Raw genomic sequence first — 18,169 nt, forward strand, 5'->3', positions numbered from 1 at the left:
TATTATATTGGCAGTAGCTAACAAAGGTGGGATTACAATCTCTTTTAAAAAAATGAGATTTCTGTTCCACTTTCTTTTTAATATTTATACATATGAGGTATTATATATAACATAAACATAAATTATAATTATTTTCAGAAAAATAACAATTAAGGTTGAATAGCTCGATTTTAATTGTTATACTACTATCTAATCACTTATATATTTTATCGCTTTAAAGTATGTGAGTTAAATTGTTTACATGAGGTGAAGAGGATGACAAATGAATTAGAGAATTTAAGACAGAGAGTAGAAGAAATTAATGACGAAATTTTAGGATTGTTATCAGAACGTGGTGACCTAGCTAAAAAGATTGGTGAAGAAAAAAGTAAACAAGGTACTCAAGTTTATGATCCACAGCGTGAAAAAGAAATGTTAAATAAATTAATTGACGCTAATAAAGGACCATTTAACGATAATACTATTAAGCAATTATTTAAAGAAATATTTAAAGCTTCAACTGACTTACAAAAATCTGAAAATGAAAAACATTTATATGTTTCTCGTAAATTAAAACCAGAAGATACTATCGTACAGTTTGATAATGGTGCAATAGTAGGTAATAATAAAAAGCAATTTGTATTTGGTCCATGTTCTGTAGAGTCACAAGAACAAGTAGATACAGTAGCACAAGATTTAGCTAATAGAGGCGAGAAATTCATAAGAGGTGGCGCATTCAAACCACGTACATCTCCATATGATTTCCAAGGGCTTGGAGAAGAAGGTCTACAAATTTTAAAAAATACTAAAGATAAATACGGTTTAAATGTTGTAAGTGAAATCGTAAACCCTGCTCACTTTGAATTAGCAGACGACTACTTAGATGTATTCCAAATAGGTGCTCGTAACATGCAAAACTTTGAGTTATTAAAAGAAGCAGGTAAAACGAATAAACCTGTATTATTAAAACGCGGATTATCTGCAACTATTGAAGAATTTATTTACGCTGCAGAATACATACATTCACAAGGTAATAGCAATATCATCCTATGTGAACGTGGTATTAGAACGTATGAAAAAGCAACTAGAAATACTTTAGATATTTCAGCTGTTCCAATCTTAAAACAAGGTACACACTTACCAGTTATGGTTGACGTTACACATAGTACTGGCCGTAAAGATATCATGTTACCATGTGCTAAAGCAGCATTAGCAGTAGGAGCTGATGGTGTTATGGCAGAAGTACATCCAGATCCATCAGTAGCATTAAGTGATGCTGGACAACAAATGGATTTAAATGAGTTTGATGCATTTTACAAAGAAATTGTAAAAGCTGCAAAACTTTATGAGAAATAAGCTCAATTAAAAAATATTTATTAATATTATCCCTTTAAGTAAACATAATATGTGTTCACTTTAGAGGGATTTTATTATGGAAAAACATAAGCTTTATGTGGTATAGTTTAATTTATCGCCGTTTTCTGAAAAACAATTTTCATTTTACACTTTCTTTTAAAAACTTAAGTTTCTTTTATCGACAAGAGTTTATGAATATCTTATAATGAGTAATTGTGAGTTCGCTTTCATATGCTTTGAAAACAATATGAAAACGTGATAGAATGTACTAGAAAACGTTTTCAAAAATGGGAGGATATTATGACTGTAACAATATATGATGTAGCAAGAGAAGCAAAAGTTTCAATGGCTACTGTATCTCGTGTTGTAAATGGTAACCAAAATGTTAAACCGTCAACTAGAGATAAAGTAAACGAAGTTATTAAGAGATTAAACTATAGACCAAATGCTGTTGCACGTGGTTTAGCAAGTAAAAAAACTACAACAGTTGGCGTAATTATACCAGATATTTCGAATGTTTATTATTCTGAATTAGCAAGAGGATTAGAAGATATAGCAACAATGTATAAATATCATACAATTATTTCTAACTCTGATAACGATAGTGATAAAGAACAAGAAATATTTAACAACTTATTGAGTAAACAAGTTGATGGTATTATCTTCCTTGGTGGAACATTAACTGACGAAACTGTTGAGTTAATTGAGAAATCATCTGTACCAGTTGTAGTATCTGGAACAAATGATAAAGAATCAAAATTAGCATCTGTAAACATTAATTACACACAAGCTAGTAAAGAAATAGCAAATACACTTATTGAGAACGGTGCTAAGAAGTTTGCATTTGTTGGTGGTGGATACTCAGAGAAAGCACAAGACGATGCAATCCAAGGTCTTGAGTCTGCATTAGAAGAGGCTGGTCTAGATATTAATGACAATGCTAAATATGTTGGTAATGAAACATATAAAGATGGCAGTAAAGCATATGAGACAGTATCTCAAGCTAATCCTGATGCAATTCTTTGTATAAGTGATGAACAAGCAATTGGTATTGTTCATGCTGCTCAAGATGCAGGTGTTAAAATACCTGAAGAATTGCAAGTTGTCAGCTTTAATAACACAAGACTTGTTCATATGGTTAGACCACAATTATCAAGTGTTACTCAACCGCTTTATGACATTGGAGCTGTTGGAATGAGATTGTTAACTAAATATATGAATGACGAACAAATTGACGAGCCTAATGTTATATTGCCGTATAGAATAGAATATAGAGGCACAACTAAATAATAAAAGAGGGAATTCGATAAACGAATCTCCCTCTTTTTTATTTATACCACTCTAAAATTCTTAATTTCGTGTTATTATTTTTTTCAGTTATTTCGGTTTTTCTTGGTATTTCCATATAATCATCTTTTTCATCTATCCATGTTTTTGGTAAAGGAAACGGAGCGCTGCTTTGATATTTATCAAGCCAAGTCTGTGGTATATTTCCTTTTGGGGTATCAAGATTATTTAAAGCAAACCAAACATGAGACCAAGCTCTAGGTACAACTCTCCAAATATTATATCCGCCTCCACCGATCATAATGACTTTACCATCACAATATTCGTCTGCTAGATTTTTTACGATATATGGTATTTGATATAACGTATTCAAAGTACAACTTAAATGCGTGAGTGGATCTAAATAATGAATATCGACACCATTTACACTTAGTATAATATCTGGCTTGTAAGCTTTACATACAGCTTCTACTGTTTCTTTAAATACGTCTATATATGATTCATCCTCCGTGTATGCGTCTAATGGTATGTTTACAGTTCTACCAAATCCTTTACCATCTCCACGCTCAGTAATGGCACCTGTTCCAGGGAATAAATATCGACCTGTTTCATGAATAGAATAATTCATAACATCTTCATTAGTATAAAATGACCATTGAACGCCATCTCCATGATGTGCATCTGTATCAATATACAAAACCCTTTGTTTATATTTGGATTGTAAATATTGTATTGCAACAGCACTGTCATTATAAATACAAAATCCACTTGCTTTCCCTTTGAATCCATGATGTAATCCACCACCTAAATGGCATGCTCTCTTTGCTTCACCAGACATAACTGCATCAACTGCATTCAAAGTTCCACCTACAACTCTTGCACTATTTTCATGCATGTTTACAAATTGAGGGGTGTCTTCACTATTTAATCCATATTTATCATATTCTTCTATAGGTAAATCTCCATTGCCTGCTTTTTTAATAGCTTCTATGTAGCTCGGTTCATGAACGAGTTCTAATTCTTCGTCAGTTGCTATTCTTGGTTGTATCAAATGTTCAGATTTAAGCACACCTAGGTCAATAAGCAAATCAGTCGTTAACTTTAAACGCATTTGATTGAAAGGGTGACTATCTGAAAAACGATATTTCAATAAATCCTCTGAATACACATATTTAACATTAGTCATTTCTTATACCAAATGGATATATGACATGGTAATTTTTTTCTTCCAATAATTTATATATTTTTTCAGGATTCATTGATTTTACTCGTAACATAAGATATCTTTTCTTAACATTTTCTTGATCAGCATAAGCAAGGACGTTTAATATATCAATATTTTGTTCTTTAAATATAGCAGTAATATCGTGTAATGCACCAATTTTATCGTCAATATGTACTTCAATTATAGAACCAGGAATTGTAACACCAGTTAGTTCTAAAAATGTATTTAACATATCTTTTTGTGTGACGATACCAATTACTTTATTATCACGGAGAACTGGTATAGCTCCAATTGCCATTTCGTAAAAATCTAAAGCTATATCTTCTACAAAATCTAAAGGATGACATCTAATAACATTTCTTCTCATAATTTTAGAAACAGATAAACTTAAACTATTATTTGGGTCTTCATCAGATAAAATGCTTGGTAAAGCCATTTTTATATCTTTATCTGAAATAATTCCTAACAATTCGTCTTTTTCATTTACAATTGGCAAATGCCTAATTTCTTTTTGTGTCATAAGTTCTAAAGCATTTTCAATAGATTGGTTACCTTGAATTGTTGTACAAGGTGAAGTCATAATTTTTTCAACTAACATAATATACCTCCTTAAAAGAAAAACCGATTCATAAATCTTAGTCTGTCGAAAGCTTCCATTTGCTCTTGGCTAATATTTGCTCCTATTCTTGCCATTAAACTATTGGCAGGATGGCTGATTATTTCTGGGTCATCAGTCGCAAATACTTCTAAACCACCTTCTGCCATCATTTTATGCATGATTTTTTGATATTCATAAACATCTAAACCACTGTTTTTTAAATCCCAATGCCAATAGTATTCTGTAGTGATAACGATATAATCTTCCATTTCTGGTGACTTCATAGCTAATTTAAGCATTTTCTTTCCAAGTCCATATTTTCTGTATTCTAAAGAAAGTTCAATAGCACCTAACTCAAGGATATAGGGTAGGTTACCATCTGACCAACGCTCAAGTGGATCAGGATAAACGTAAGTTGTATAACCGATAATATGTTGATCTATTCTACATACAATAATTCTTCCTTCAGGTAATTCAGAAATTTCTATTAGCGCTTCAAATTGTTCCTTAGGTACGCGAAAACTATCTAACCCTTCATCAAAAGTCATTTCTTTTAATTTTTCGGGTTCTACAGGACCTTCAATTGTTATATTAGAATCAGATGTAAAGGGTATAGTTTCTGATATGAAGGTCTTTTTATAGTCCATAGTATACCTCCTTCCTATTAATATGGTAATGTGTAAATATAAAGTTTATTTTGAATAATCAAATTTTTTTGAAAAGTATCATCTACTTATATTATAATAGACTCAGGCTTTATTGGAAACGATTACATTTATAAAAGGGGAGATTTAGATGAAAGTCGAAGTATACGAAGCATTAAACGAAGATTATAATCTATCAAATTATGAGAATGCAGTTAATAATCATAACTGGAAAGATATTGAGAAAAATTTCAGTTGGAGTGAAACTGGTAAAATAAACATGGCATATGAATGTATAGATCGTCATGTGGACAATGGTAAAGGGGACAAATTTGCACTCCACTATAAAGATCAAAATAGACAAGATAGTTATACGTTTAAAGACTTACAAATTGCTAGTAATAAAGCCGCTAATCTTTTAAAAGATAAAGCAAATGTTGAAAAAGGTGACCGTGTATTTATATTTATGCCAAGAACACCAGAATTATATTTTGCTTTGTTAGGAACATTAAAAATTGGTGGTATTGTTGGACCATTGTTTGAAGCGTTTATGGAAAAAGCGGTAAAAGATCGCTTAGAAAATAGTGAAGCTAAAGTAATCATCACAACTAATGATCTAGTAGATCGAATACCTAAAGATGAATTACCGAATTTAGAACATATTGTAATTGTTGATGAAAATGTTTCTGAAGAGTATATTGACTTCAATAAAGAACTCGAAAAAGCTGATAGTGAATTTGAAATAGAATGGTTAGATAGAGAAGACGGATTAATTTTACATTACACTTCAGGTTCAACAGGACAGCCTAAAGGTGTATTACACGTACAAGAAGCAATGTTAGTTCATTATATATCTGGTAAATATGTTTTAGATTTTAAAGAAGATGACGTATACTGGTGTACTGCTGATCCGGGTTGGGTTACAGGAACATCATACGGTATCTTTAGTCCATGGCTAAATGGCGTAACAAATTGTGTGGCAGGTGGAAGATTCTCACCTGAAGGATGGTATGAATTCATCCAAACATTCAACGTTACAATCTGGTATACAGCACCAACTGCACTAAGAATGTTAATGGGCGCTGGTGATGACATTGTTAAAAAGTATGACCTTTCATCATTAAGACATGTTCTTTCAGTGGGTGAACCACTAAACCCAGAAGTAATTAAATGGGCTTATAATGTATTCAACCACCGCGTACATGATACTTGGTGGATGACTGAAACAGGTGGACACATGATTGTTAACTATCCTTCATTGGATATTAGAGCTGGTTCAATGGGTAAACCATTACCAGGTATTGAAGCAGCAATTGTTGATGATCAAGGTAATGAACTACCACCAAATAGAATGGGTAATTTAGCTCTGAAAAAAGGTTGGCCTTCAATGATGAGAACAATTTGGAATAACCAGCCTAAATATGATTCATATTTCATTAACGACGAATGGTACGTTTCTGGAGATTCAGCTTATAAAGATGAAGATGGTTATTACTGGTTCCAAGGGCGTGTTGATGATGTCATCATGACTGCAGGTGAACGAGTAGGACCGTTTGAAGTTGAATCTAAACTTGTTGAACATCCAGCAGTTGCTGAAGCGGGTGTAATAGGTAAACCAGATCCAGTTCGTGGAGAAATTATTAAAGCATTCATTGGTTTAAGAGATGGATATGAAGAATCTGATGAACTAAAAGAAGAAATAAGAAAGTTTGTTAAAGAAGGTTTAGCTGGGCATGCAGCACCTCGTGAGATAGAATTTAAGGATAAATTACCTAAGACACGATCAGGTAAAATTATGAGACGTGTATTAAAAGCTTGGGAACTAGACTTACCAGCAGGAGATTTATCTACTTTAGAAGAATAAGTTAATATTAATCATGTTAAAAAGCCAAGAATAATCCTTTAAATATAAAGGAGTTTCTTGGCTTTCTTTATGTCAAAAATTTGATTTTTAACAATAGTATTTCATATGAATTTCACAATAATATTAATCGACTTTTTATGCATATTTGTATATGCTAAAGATAGAAGTTGAAAAGGTATACATATGAATTTGTTATTTAAATTTAAGGAGTGAATGAGCTTGAGTCATTTATCAGATTTAGAAATTGCAAATCAAAGTACGTTAAAACGCATTAATGAAATAGCTGAAAAAGTAGGTATAATAAACGAGGCACTTGAACCTTATGGACATTTTCGCGGGAAAGTTGATATTACAAAATTAAAAGATAAAACAGAAAAAGGGAAAGTTGTATTAGTTACAGCATTGAGTCCAACACCAGCAGGAGAAGGGAAATCTACTGTAACAGTAGGTCTAGCTGATGCTTTAAATCAATTGAATGAAAAAGTTATGGTAGCTCTACGTGAACCATCACTAGGACCTGTTTTTGGCATGAAAGGTGGAGCGACTGGGGGAGGTTACGCTCAAGTACTCCCAATGGAAGAAATTAATTTGCATTTTAATGGTGACTTACATGCTATTACAACTGCTAATAATGCATTATCTGCTTTTATAGACAATCATATATATCATGGTAATGAACTCAATATAGATTCAAGACGAATTGAATGGAAACGTGTATTAGATATGAACGATAGAGAACTAAGACAAGTAGTAGTTGGACTAGGTGGACCAGGTAGAGGTGTTCCAAGAGAAGATGGATTTGATATAACTGTAGCGTCTGAAATAATGGCGATATTCTGTCTTTCAAACGGAATAGAAGATTTGAAAGAAAACCTTGCCAATATAACTGTTGGTTATACAGTAGATAAAAAACCTGTAACAGTGAGAGACTTAAAAGTAGAAGGAGCTTTAACGCTCATTTTAAAAGATGCTATCAAACCTAATATTGTTCAAACTATTGAAGGTACACCAGCACTAGTACATGGTGGGCCATTTGCTAATATTGCTCACGGTTGTAATTCAATTATTGCAACAAATACTGCGCGTAAACTAGCGGATGTTGTTGTAACAGAGAGTGGGTTTGGTTCCGATTTAGGGGCAGAAAAATTTTTAGACATAAAAGCGCGTAAAGCAGGATTTGATCCAAGTGCTATTGTAATTGTAGCTACTATTAGAGCTTTAAAAATGCACGGCGGCGTTTCAAAAAATGAACTAAAAACTGAGAATGTAGAAGCAGTCAAAAAAGGTATTGTAAACTTAAATAAACATATTGAAAATATTAAACAATTTGGTGTAGAGCCAGTTGTAGCAATCAATGCTTTTATTCATGATACGGATGAAGAAGTAAAATTTGTTGAAGATTGGTGTAAAGAGCAAGGTGTGAAAGTTGCTTTAACTGAAGTTTGGGAAAAAGGTGGTAAAGGAGGTATAGATTTAGCAAAAGAAGTTTTAAAAGTACTAGAAAAACCTCAACAATTTAAACCACTATATGATTTAGAAATGTCTATAGAAGATAAGCTTGAAACCATCGTTCAAAAAGTTTACGGTGGTCGTACAGTCAAATTTACAGATAAAGCTTATAAACAATTGAAAACAATAAAAGAAAATGGTTGGGATAAATATCCAGTATGCGTCGCTAAAACACAATATTCATTTACCGATGATCCTACAAAATTAGGTGCGCCTACAGAATTTGATATAACAATACGAGAATTATTGCCGAAAACAGGGGCGGGTTTTATAGTAGCATTGACAGGAGATATTATGACGATGCCTGGATTACCGAAACAACCAGCTGCTTTGAATATGGATGTTAATGAAGATGGCACAGCGAAAGGTTTATTCTAAAAAATATCATATATCAAATAAAAAAACATCAATCCGAAAGTTATAAAACTAAAGGATTGATGTTTTAAGTTTCAGGTTGGGATATAAATAATTGTCTCAACCTGTTTTTATTATATTCGTTTTATGATAATTAGGTTAGTCACCACTTGGTGGTTTAGTATTTGTACCACTGGATGGTTTACCGCTATCTGAATCTGCTTTTTTGTTTTCGCTTGAGTTGTATGACCAAGCTTCTTTAGAGTTTTTAGATACTTTCTCTTTAGGTTTGATTTTAGATGATGTATTTCCATCTACAGCAATACCAAGTCGTTTCAATACTGATTCTGAATAAATGTCTTTTTCAGAAGTATCTACTTTATCAGAGATTAATGTAGAAGCTTTTGATTCGCCTTTACTACAACTACCAGTAGAGTTTGTGTATTGACAAATTGTCTTCTCACTAACTGTACTTGGTTTTTCGAAATCGCTGTCATATCCTAATTTCTCTCTATCTGTATTTGATAGGGCGTTAACCATATCTCTCCACATAAAGATTTGATAATGACTATCTTCGTCAAATGTAATTGGTTGATCATAGCCCATCCAAATACCTAATGTTACTTTCGGTGTATATCCTACTAATAAGCTGTCTTTACCAGATTCTGATGTACCTGTTTTAGCTGCCCATGTTCCATCATAAGAATCTTTAATTTGATAACCTGACCCATCGTCTAGTACACCTTTTAGTATATCAGTTGTTAAATAAGTAGTAGATTCACTGAATATACGTTTAGGGTCTTTCTTATGTTGGTAAACAACTTCACCGTCACGTGTTTTAATGGATTCAATCATATAACTATCGTTATATTCACCTTTATTAGCTAAAGTACTAAATCCATCAACATCTTGTCCTAAAGTGAAGTCAGCTGTACCTAATGTTAGAGCTAATCCATCTTGTACGTTTTCTGGTACGTTCATACCCATTTTATTAAGGTTTTCCCATGGTTTATAATCCTGTACGTTACTGTATAATCTTAATGTACTTAAGTTAAGTGAATTTCTTAATGCATAATCTACAGTTACGGGTCCAAACTCTCTTCTATCATAGTTATCAGGTGAATAACCATTGATATCAAACTTTTTATCTAGTAAAGCAGTGTTTGGTGTGATTAAACCATGTTCAAATGCTGGTGCATATGTTAAGAGTGGTTTCATTGTAGAACCAGGTGATCTTTTTGCTTTTGTTGCGTGATTGATTTGTGATTTTTCATAATCACGACCACCTACAAATGCTAAGATCTTACCGCTACCATTTTCTTTTAGTAATGCACCAACTTCGTGTTGGAAATCTTTTGTTGCTTTTTTACCTTCCGCATTAGTGTAGCTTGCTTCTCTATCCCAAGAATAGCTATTTGAATTATTTTTTACATCTTGAAGAGTGTCATACATATCTTTTTCGATTGTTGTATCGACTCTGTATCCTTCAGTACGCATTGCTTTATTAGCTTTCTCAGTATATTTAGTCATTAACACTGGCGTTTGGTCTAATTCTTTCTTAGAAATGTTATCTTTTTTAGCTAAATGATATTTTAAAATGTCGATTGTACGATCTTCCACTTCTTCAGTTAAGAATGGATATTTTTGATTTGGTTCTTCAACTTTATCGACAAATGATTTTTTAATATCAAATTTTAAAGCTTCATCGTATTCTTTTTTACTGATTTTTTCTTCTTGATACATTCTTTTAAGTACATAGTGCTGACGATTAATACCAAACTCTAATGATTTATCATCTTTTAAATCACCGTTTGGTAAAAATGGTGTGTAAGTATATGGGTTTTGAGGTAATCCTGCTAAATAAGCTGATTGTGCAACATTTAAATTTTTAGCAGATTTTCCAAATACACCTTGTGCAGCTGATTCAATACCTGCAATATTAGACCCATTAGAGTTACGTCCAAATGATACTACATTTAAATAACTGTCTATAATTTCATCTTTTGATAAGTTTTTTTCGACATTCATAGATAGCAGCATTTCTTTTGCTTTACGTTCGAATGATGTTTCATTTGTTAATAACTGATTTTTAACTAATTGTTGCGTTAAAGTACTACCACCAGAAGAATTTGAACTACCTAGTACTTCTTGTACTGAGGCACGTAAAAATGCTTTTGGTACAATACCATTATGTTGGTAAAACTCTTCGTCTTCTGTTGCTATAAGTGCGTTTTTTACATTATCACTTATTTCATTTCCCTTAATAACATCCCTTTGGACATCACTTTTTAATCGGCCAAGAGATTCTCCAGAACCAAAATATACAGACGTGCTTTCGGTCATAGAATAAAGCTGTTCTTTCATTTCTTTCTTAGACATCACTTTTTCATCTTTGACGAGGCCTGCAAAGTATCCGCCACCAATACCTAAACCTAATGCTAGTAATAAACAACTAATAAAAAGAATAATAAAAAACAAATTGCTTATGACTTGGTAAGTTGTAAAGAATATTAGTTTTGGAGTCCATTTTGCTTCTTTAAAAGTATTTTTATATTTCTTACTTGAACGATTAAATTGATCTTTGAATTTATTTTTAGACTGATTTGAACTCAAATTTTAACCTCCAATCTAATCATCATAATTATAACATATATAAATAATATTGACTTTTAAAATTGTTAGCTTTATACTTTGTAATTAATTGAAGATTGTGTTGAACTAAAGGAGAAGTAATGATTATTATCTTTTTAAGAGAGTCAGTGGTGCTGGGAACTGATAAAGAGGTAATTGTGAATACACCTTGTAAAAAATAGTTCTACGTTTTTAATGTACGTAACATTAATGAGAGATGACATAATAATGTCATAAGTATGGTGGTACCGTGTATTCAAGCACCCTTACATTTTATTGTAAGGGTGCTTTTTTATTTTATTTTATTTTATTTTATTTTGGAGGAGGAAAATATTATGGCAAATGCATTATTAGAAGATTTAAAATGGAGAGGCCTTGTTTATCAGCAAACTGATGAAGAGGGAATTGAAGAATTATTAAATAAAGAGTCAGTAAAAATATACTGTGGTGCAGATCCAACTGCAGATAGTTTACATATAGGGCATTTATTACCTTATTTAACTTTAAGAAGATTCCAAAATCATGGTCATACACCTATTGTTTTAGTAGGCGGAGGTACAGGTATGATTGGTGATCCGTCTGGAAGAACTGAGGAAAGAAAATTACAGACTGATGAACAAGTCGAAGAAAACGTTCGTGGCATTATGAATCAAATGCATAAGATTTTTGAATTTGAAGGCGAAGATGCTGCAATTTTAGTAAATAATAAAGATTGGTTGAAAGAAATAGATTTAATTTCTTTCTTAAGAGATTATGCGAAACATGTTGGTGTGAATTATATGTTAGGTAAAGATTCAGTAAAAGCACGTTTGGAAATGGGCATATCATACACTGAATTTACTTATATGATTTTACAAGCTATTGATTTCGGTTATTTAAATAAAAATTACGACTGTAAAATGCAAATCGGTGGTTCAGATCAATGGGGTAACATTACAGCGGGTCTTGACTTAATGAGAAGAATGTATGGTGAAACTGAGGCGTTTGGATTCACAATTCCATTAGTTACAAAAGCAGATGGCAAAAAATTCGGTAAATCAGAATCAGGTACAGTTTGGTTAGATAGAAGTAAAACTTCTGCATACGAGTTATACCAATTCTGGATTAATTCACAAGACGCAGATGTTGTTAAATACTTGAAATACTTTACTTTCCTAGACAGAGAAGAAATTGAAAGATTAGAAAAAACGGTAGAAGAAGCGCCTCATTTAAGAGAAGCACAGAAAGTGCTTGCTGAAGAAATGGTTGGGTTTATCCATGGTCCAGATGCTGTAGAAGAAGCAAAAAGAATTACAAATGCTTTATTCAAAGGAGATATTAAATCTTTAACAAAAGATGAAATCGAAGCAGGTTTCAAAGATGTGCCAACAGCTGTAGTTAGTAAAGAAACAACTCAATTAGTAGAGTTTATTATAGAAGCGGGTGTATCTCCATCTAAGAGACAGGCAAGAGAAGACATTAATAATGGTGCAATATATTTAAATGGTGAAAGAATTCAAGATGTTAATCATGAAATTACTACTGAAGACAAAATTGAAGATGAATTTACAATTGTAAGAAGAGGTAAGAAGAAATATACAATGGTTAAATATTCATAAAAATTTAGAAAAGGAGAGGGACAATGAAATCTTGTTATAAATACTAGATTTCTTTACCACTCCTTTTCTATTGTAGAATTATAGTTTTATCTACCATATAATGTATAATGAATAGTGTAAAATTCAGTGAAAGGAAGTTTAATAATGAAAAAATACTTAGCACCCATAATTACTGTTGTAGCAGTATTTGTTATTCTTGGTATAATTATGATTGGACCATATAACAGGTTGGTAGGATTAGAAGAAGAAGCGGACAAATCTCTATCTAATATCGACAACCAATTACAACGACGTGTAGATTTAATACCTAACTTAGTTGATACAGTAAAAGGTTATACGAAACATGAAGAGAAAGTGTTTAAAGATGTTTCAGATGCAAGAAGTAAATTAGCCGGTGCAAATACGCCACAAGAAAAAGCAGAAGCAAATGGTGAAGTAAATAGTGCATTAAGCCGATTAATAGCGATAAGTGAAAATTATCCAGACTTAAAAGCAGATAAACAATTCACAGGTTTAAGAGATGAACTTGCTGGAACAGAAAACAGAATTGCTGTTGCAAGAAAAGATTATAACGATTCTATTAATGAATATAATCAAGCAACACGTAAATTCCCATCAAGTATCATAGCTGGTTTATTCAATTTTGATAAGAAAGAATACTTCCAAGCAAAAGGTGAAGCAAAAGATGCACCTAAAGTTGACTTTGGTGGAGATGATTCTTAATGAATCAATTTTTAAAACGCGTAAATTTATTAATAATCGCAATTTTACTCACGTTTAGCTCGACAGCTTTTGCAGTGGATAAATTTCCTAAACTTGAAAAGCCAGTATTTGTTCAAGATCACGCTAATTTAGTATTAGATAAAGATAAGAACAACATAAATAAAAAAGGTCAAAAACTACAAGATGGTACCGACGCAGATATTATGTTAATGACAATGAAATCAATTGGGCAAACACCTAGGCAAGACTATGCGCTCGAGGCAGGACGTCATTATAAAGTAGGCGACCAGAAACATAACCGTGGTATAGTTATTCTACTTAATTTAGATAATGGCAATGAAAATAATAATAGAGGTATAGATATAGCTGTTGGAGATGGACTTGAAGGCGTATTAAATGATTCAAAAGTAGGACAATTAATAGATGATAATTTTATGCCTTATCAAGAAAAAGCAGCAAAAACTTCCGATAAAAATAAATCTAAAGCATATTATAGTAAAGGTTTAACTAAATTGTATGACGCAGTTTGGGACGAAATTGCTAAAAGCTATGGATATGACGGGAAAAAATTTACTGAGGATGAACCACAAAGTAGTGGTTTAGGTAAAATTCCCTTTATAGTATTTATTATTTTTATCATTATATTTTTCATTATTTATTTCTTAAATGGTGGAGGTAAACCACCACGAGGCGGTACAAGAAGAAGAACGAGAAGAGGTTCGGCTGGACCGTTTATGTTTGGTGGGCCACCTGGTAGTTCCGGTGGCGGATTTTCTGGCGGCGGTTTCGGCGGAGGCGGCGGCTTCTCCGGCGGTGGTGCTGGCAGAGGATTCTAATAACACATACACTGCCTTTATAAAGAACCAGGCTGAGACATTAAAATGTGTAATAGTCATGTTTTTATAAAAATAAGCATATCACTTATGAACTAAAATATTAGTTAAGTGATATGCTTATTTATTTTGAATTAACATTTATGTCCCTAGTTAGTTTTTAATTCTGTTCTTTTAATGTGACTTTTGCTGATTTTTCTTTACCATCTCTAACGACTTTTAGAGTGATTTTGTCACCTGGTTTTTTATCATTATAAATATAATTTCGAATATCCGAATCATCTTTAACTTTCTTACCATCTATTTCAGTGATGACATCGCCCTTTTTAATTCCATTATTTGCTTTCTCGTCAACTTCTGAAATGTATACGCCACTATCAACAGTAAGTTTTAATTCTTTTTTATATTGGTCAGGGATATCGTCGATTGAAATCATACTAATACCAATGTATGGTCTAGTTACTTTTCCATCGTCCATAATATCTTTAATGATATGTTTAACTTCATTACTTGGTATGGCAAAACCTATACCTTCAACATCTTGTCGTGATATTTTCATAGAGTTAATACCGATTAAATTACCATTTAAATCGACAAGAGCACCACCAGAATTACCTGGGTTGATTGCAGCATCAGTTTGAATAACAGTTGCTTCTGTAACACCTTCAGATGTTTGAACATTCATAGTACGTTCTTCAGAAGATATAATACCTTGGGTAACACTATTTGCAAATTCTACACCAAGAGGATTACCTAGTGCAAATACAGTTTCACCAGCTTTAACTTTTGAAGAATCTGCGAATTTAACAGGATTAATATCATATTTACCATCAATTTTAAGTACTGCTAAATCTGTCATAACATCTTTACCAACTAATTTAGCTTTTACAGCTTTATCGTTATGAAGTCTAACTTCAATTTCATTAGCACCTTCAATAACGTGATTATTAGTCACAATATAAGCGCTATTTTTATCGACTTGATAAATCACGCCTGTTCCGGCACCAGTTTCTTGTGATTCATCTGAACCTTCAGAATTATTACCTCCAAAAAATGATTCTAAGCCACTCACTTTTTGTTTGTTTATAACTCCGACAATAGAAGGGGAGACATCTTCGACCATTTTAGAAACCGAATTGTTTTTCGCTTCCTTATCTTTAGTGTTTCCACCTTTTTCACTTGCTGGCGCGTTTGTAACATTGGCATCATCATTGGTTGAATTAAATACATCCAATAATTTAGAACCGCCAAAAAATAGTGCAAGTATTAAAGCTGCACCAAGAATACCTGATAAAAATGGAATAAGACAACTTTGGTACCACGGAATATTATTTTTCTTTTTGTAGTAATATTCATTTGAAGTACCATTTAGTTGATTTGAATTTTGATTTTGATCATTTTGATCCATGTTTACTTAACGCCTCCTTAATGCTATCCATAAAATAATTATTATAGAAATCAAGAAAAATTGCCAATAATATGATGTATTTTAATTGTTACAATATTTTGTATGAAAACTTGAGACTAAAGTTGTAGAGTGATAAAATATGAATATCATTAAGAAGAGAGTGGTCAACATATGTATAAATTTGCAAGTAGTGTATTGTATTCAGTGTTTCAAAAATTCGGAAAACAACTCGTGATTATTAATAAAGAAAAAGTACCAGAACAACCATATATTGTGACATGTACACACAGTGGTTATGTTGAAGTAATTATGTTAGCACTAAGTTTATATCCTACAGAAATTCATTATATGGCTAAAAAAGAATTGTTCTCTAAAGACTGGTCAGATAAGTTTTTCCATTCGTTAAATGCTTTTCCAGTAGATAGAGAAAAACCAGGACCAAGCACTTTAAAAACACCTGTAAAACTATTAAACCAAGGAAAAAGCGTAGGAATATTTCCATCTGGACATAGAGCAGAAGCGGGCGAAGCGCCACTAAAAAGAGGCGCTGCAACAATAGCTGTCTTAAGTAATAAACCTATTATACCTGCAGCGTTTGAAGGACCTAAAAAAGTGAAGTCTATTTTTACATTTAGACATAAATCTTTTATCAAATATGGCGATCCTATAAATCCAAGTGAATTTCCTAGTGATATGAAAAAAAGTGAAAAAATTGCAAAAGTAATGGAATTATTAGAAGAAAGAACAAATACACTTCAAAAAGAAGTAACTTATATTGCTAATAAAGCTAATAAAAAATAACAATTTATCTTAAGAAAGCGAGGCAGAAATCTTATTTTTTAATAAGAATTTCTGCCTCGCTTTCTTAAATATTTATAGAATTTTAATATAAAACGTTTTCATTTAAAAGGACCACAATATCTACTGTTTTAAATATATAGATATGATAAAATTATAATCAGAATGTTCTAAAAATGGAGGCATATTATGAAACAAATATTGTTCGATGTAGATGGTGTGTTTTTAAGTGAAGAAAGGTGTTTTGACGTTTCGGCTTTAACTGTATATGAAATGTTATATAGTGACCAATTTTTAAATTTACAAAGCACTATAGATTTAACTCATTTAAGTGAAAATGATATTAGAAAAATTAGAAAAGATGTATTTCTAGATGACAAAATTTTAAATCAACTTAAATCATTAGGCTTAAATTCCAATTGGGATATGCTTTTTATAGTGATTAGTACACATTTAATTGATTTATTAAAAAAAGCAAATACAAGTAAATTTGACTTGAGTAATCAAAACTTTTCTATAGAAACATTAAAAGGGTGGTCTAAAGAATTAAGTAACTATAATATCGAGCTTCAAACGCCACTTGAATTTTTATCTCAAGCAACTTCTGGTAAAGAAAATATTTACTCTGACTTAATTGAATTTGCAAAATCTCAATTAAATATTGAAGATGCTTCTATTTTTGAATTGAAAAGCCGTTTCTGGGATATCGCTCAAGAACTTTATCAAGAATGGTATTTAGGTTTCGAACTATACGAAGAAGTTGAAAAGAAATCAGCTAAAACTGATTTTAAGAAAGGCTACATAAAAGAAGAAGTTGTGTTAGCAGACATTACTAAAGTAAATGAATTATTAACTGATTTAAAAAATAATGGTTTTCAAATTGGTATAGCAACTGGGAGACCAAGAACAGAAACACTAGTGCCTTTTGAAACGATTGGTTGGTTAACACAATTTGATGAATATCATATTGGTACTGCTTCGGAAGTGCTAAATGCTGAAACTACATACCCAGAGCACAAACCTTTAGGTAAACCAAACCCATTTAGCTATTTAATAGCACACGGTGGTAATAGTGATGAAAATTATTTAACTTATATTAATAATCAAGAAGAAGCATTTAAAGATAAAGAAATATATATAGTAGGCGATTCGTTAGCAGATCTTCTAAGCGCTAAGAAAACAGGCGCAACTTTCATAGGTACTTTAACAGGACTGAAAGGGCAAGCAGCTAGAGCAGAATTAGAAGAAAATGACGCAGATTATATAGTAGATAATGTATTGGATATTAGAAATATACTAATTAAATAGAGTTGATAAAGATAATAAAGAGAGTCTGGGACATAAATAATTGTCCCAGACTCT

General features: G+C 31.9%; 14 protein-coding genes and 1 other annotated feature. Of the genes, 9 read left to right on the plus strand and 5 right to left on the minus strand.

Annotated features, from left to right (window positions below; genetic code table 11):
• The first annotated feature begins 255 nt into the window (after positions 1-255).
• Positions 256-1,335, plus strand: coding sequence for a bifunctional 3-deoxy-7-phosphoheptulonate synthase/chorismate mutase (locus ACNMOQ_RS05670; RefSeq protein WP_064204367.1), 1,080 nt, complete (start codon positions 256-258; stop codon positions 1,333-1,335).
• 300 nt (positions 1,336-1,635) lie between these two features.
• Entirely contained in the window at positions 1,636-2,625 is a 990-nt protein-coding gene (ccpA, locus tag ACNMOQ_RS05675; protein ID WP_017000611.1) for a catabolite control protein A, read from the plus strand.
• A gap of 37 nt (positions 2,626-2,662) precedes the next feature.
• Here ccpA and ACNMOQ_RS05680 read toward each other — a convergent pair whose 3' ends face one another.
• The 3 genes from ACNMOQ_RS05680 to ACNMOQ_RS05690 are packed head-to-tail and all read right to left on the minus strand — an operon-like array spanning position 2,663 to position 5,092.
• A complete protein-coding gene (locus ACNMOQ_RS05680; protein ID WP_416350330.1) occupies positions 2,663-3,808 on the minus strand; it encodes an acetoin utilization protein AcuC in 1,146 nt (381 codons plus the stop codon).
• Complete coding sequence (locus ACNMOQ_RS05685) at positions 3,801-4,445, minus strand: CBS and ACT domain-containing protein (protein WP_017000613.1); 645 nt, start codon at positions 4,443-4,445, stop codon at positions 3,801-3,803. The genes ACNMOQ_RS05680 and ACNMOQ_RS05685 overlap by 8 nt, the downstream gene beginning before the upstream one ends.
• Positions 4,446-4,456: 11 nt before the next feature.
• Positions 4,457-5,092 (minus strand): GNAT family N-acetyltransferase, encoded by a 636-nt coding sequence (locus ACNMOQ_RS05690; protein WP_070044693.1) that lies wholly within the window; start codon positions 5,090-5,092, stop codon positions 4,457-4,459.
• 148 nt (positions 5,093-5,240) lie between these two features.
• Here ACNMOQ_RS05690 and acsA point away from each other — a divergent pair, with 148 nt between their 5' ends.
• A complete protein-coding gene (acsA, locus tag ACNMOQ_RS05695; RefSeq protein WP_064211703.1) occupies positions 5,241-6,953 on the plus strand; it encodes an acetate--CoA ligase in 1,713 nt (570 codons plus the stop codon).
• A gap of 219 nt (positions 6,954-7,172) precedes the next feature.
• A complete protein-coding gene (locus ACNMOQ_RS05700; protein ID WP_416350331.1) occupies positions 7,173-8,840 on the plus strand; it encodes a formate--tetrahydrofolate ligase in 1,668 nt (555 codons plus the stop codon).
• Between the two features lie 135 nt (positions 8,841-8,975).
• On the opposite strand, the gene ACNMOQ_RS05705 is transcribed toward ACNMOQ_RS05700, so the two are convergent.
• A complete protein-coding gene (locus tag ACNMOQ_RS05705) occupies positions 8,976-11,429 on the minus strand; it encodes a transglycosylase domain-containing protein (RefSeq protein WP_416350332.1) in 2,454 nt (817 codons plus the stop codon).
• Positions 11,430-11,529: 100 nt separating this feature from the next.
• Positions 11,530-11,718: a binding site (T-box leader), on the plus strand.
• 64 nt (positions 11,719-11,782) lie between these two features.
• Between ACNMOQ_RS05705 and tyrS the strand changes: the two genes are divergently transcribed.
• The 3 genes from tyrS to ACNMOQ_RS05720 all read left to right on the plus strand — a co-directional run bounded on the left by tyrS (position 11,783) and on the right by ACNMOQ_RS05720 (position 14,604).
• Positions 11,783-13,045 carry a tyrosine--tRNA ligase gene (tyrS, locus tag ACNMOQ_RS05710; protein WP_064204362.1) on the plus strand — a complete coding sequence of 421 codons (1,263 nt, stop codon included), beginning with the start codon at positions 11,783-11,785 and terminating at the stop codon, positions 13,043-13,045.
• Between the two features lie 144 nt (positions 13,046-13,189).
• The gene (locus ACNMOQ_RS05715; protein WP_416350333.1) at positions 13,190-13,768 is read left to right on the plus strand and encodes a LemA family protein; all 579 of its coding nucleotides are present in this window, start codon (positions 13,190-13,192) and stop codon (positions 13,766-13,768) included.
• The gene (locus ACNMOQ_RS05720) at positions 13,768-14,604 is read left to right on the plus strand and encodes a TPM domain-containing protein (RefSeq protein WP_416350334.1); all 837 of its coding nucleotides are present in this window, start codon (positions 13,768-13,770) and stop codon (positions 14,602-14,604) included. Before ACNMOQ_RS05715 ends, ACNMOQ_RS05720 begins: the two co-directional genes overlap by 1 nt.
• A 157-nt stretch (positions 14,605-14,761) precedes the next feature.
• Here ACNMOQ_RS05720 and ACNMOQ_RS05725 read toward each other — a convergent pair whose 3' ends face one another.
• A complete protein-coding gene (locus ACNMOQ_RS05725; RefSeq protein WP_064204361.1) occupies positions 14,762-16,009 on the minus strand; it encodes a S1C family serine protease in 1,248 nt (415 codons plus the stop codon).
• Positions 16,010-16,180: 171 nt separating this feature from the next.
• On the opposite strand from ACNMOQ_RS05725, the gene ACNMOQ_RS05730 reads away from it, so the two are divergent.
• Both ACNMOQ_RS05730 and ACNMOQ_RS05735 read left to right on the plus strand, forming a co-directional pair.
• A complete protein-coding gene (locus tag ACNMOQ_RS05730) occupies positions 16,181-16,810 on the plus strand; it encodes a lysophospholipid acyltransferase family protein (protein WP_064204360.1) in 630 nt (209 codons plus the stop codon).
• A 186-nt stretch (positions 16,811-16,996) separates the two neighbouring features.
• Positions 16,997-18,115 (plus strand): HAD family hydrolase, encoded by a 1,119-nt coding sequence (locus tag ACNMOQ_RS05735; protein ID WP_416350335.1) that lies wholly within the window; start codon positions 16,997-16,999, stop codon positions 18,113-18,115.
• Positions 18,116-18,169 lie beyond the last annotated feature (54 nt).

The sequence above is a fragment of the Mammaliicoccus lentus genome (genome assembly GCF_947036595.1).
Lineage (GTDB): Bacteria > Bacillota > Bacilli > Staphylococcales > Staphylococcaceae > Mammaliicoccus > Mammaliicoccus lentus.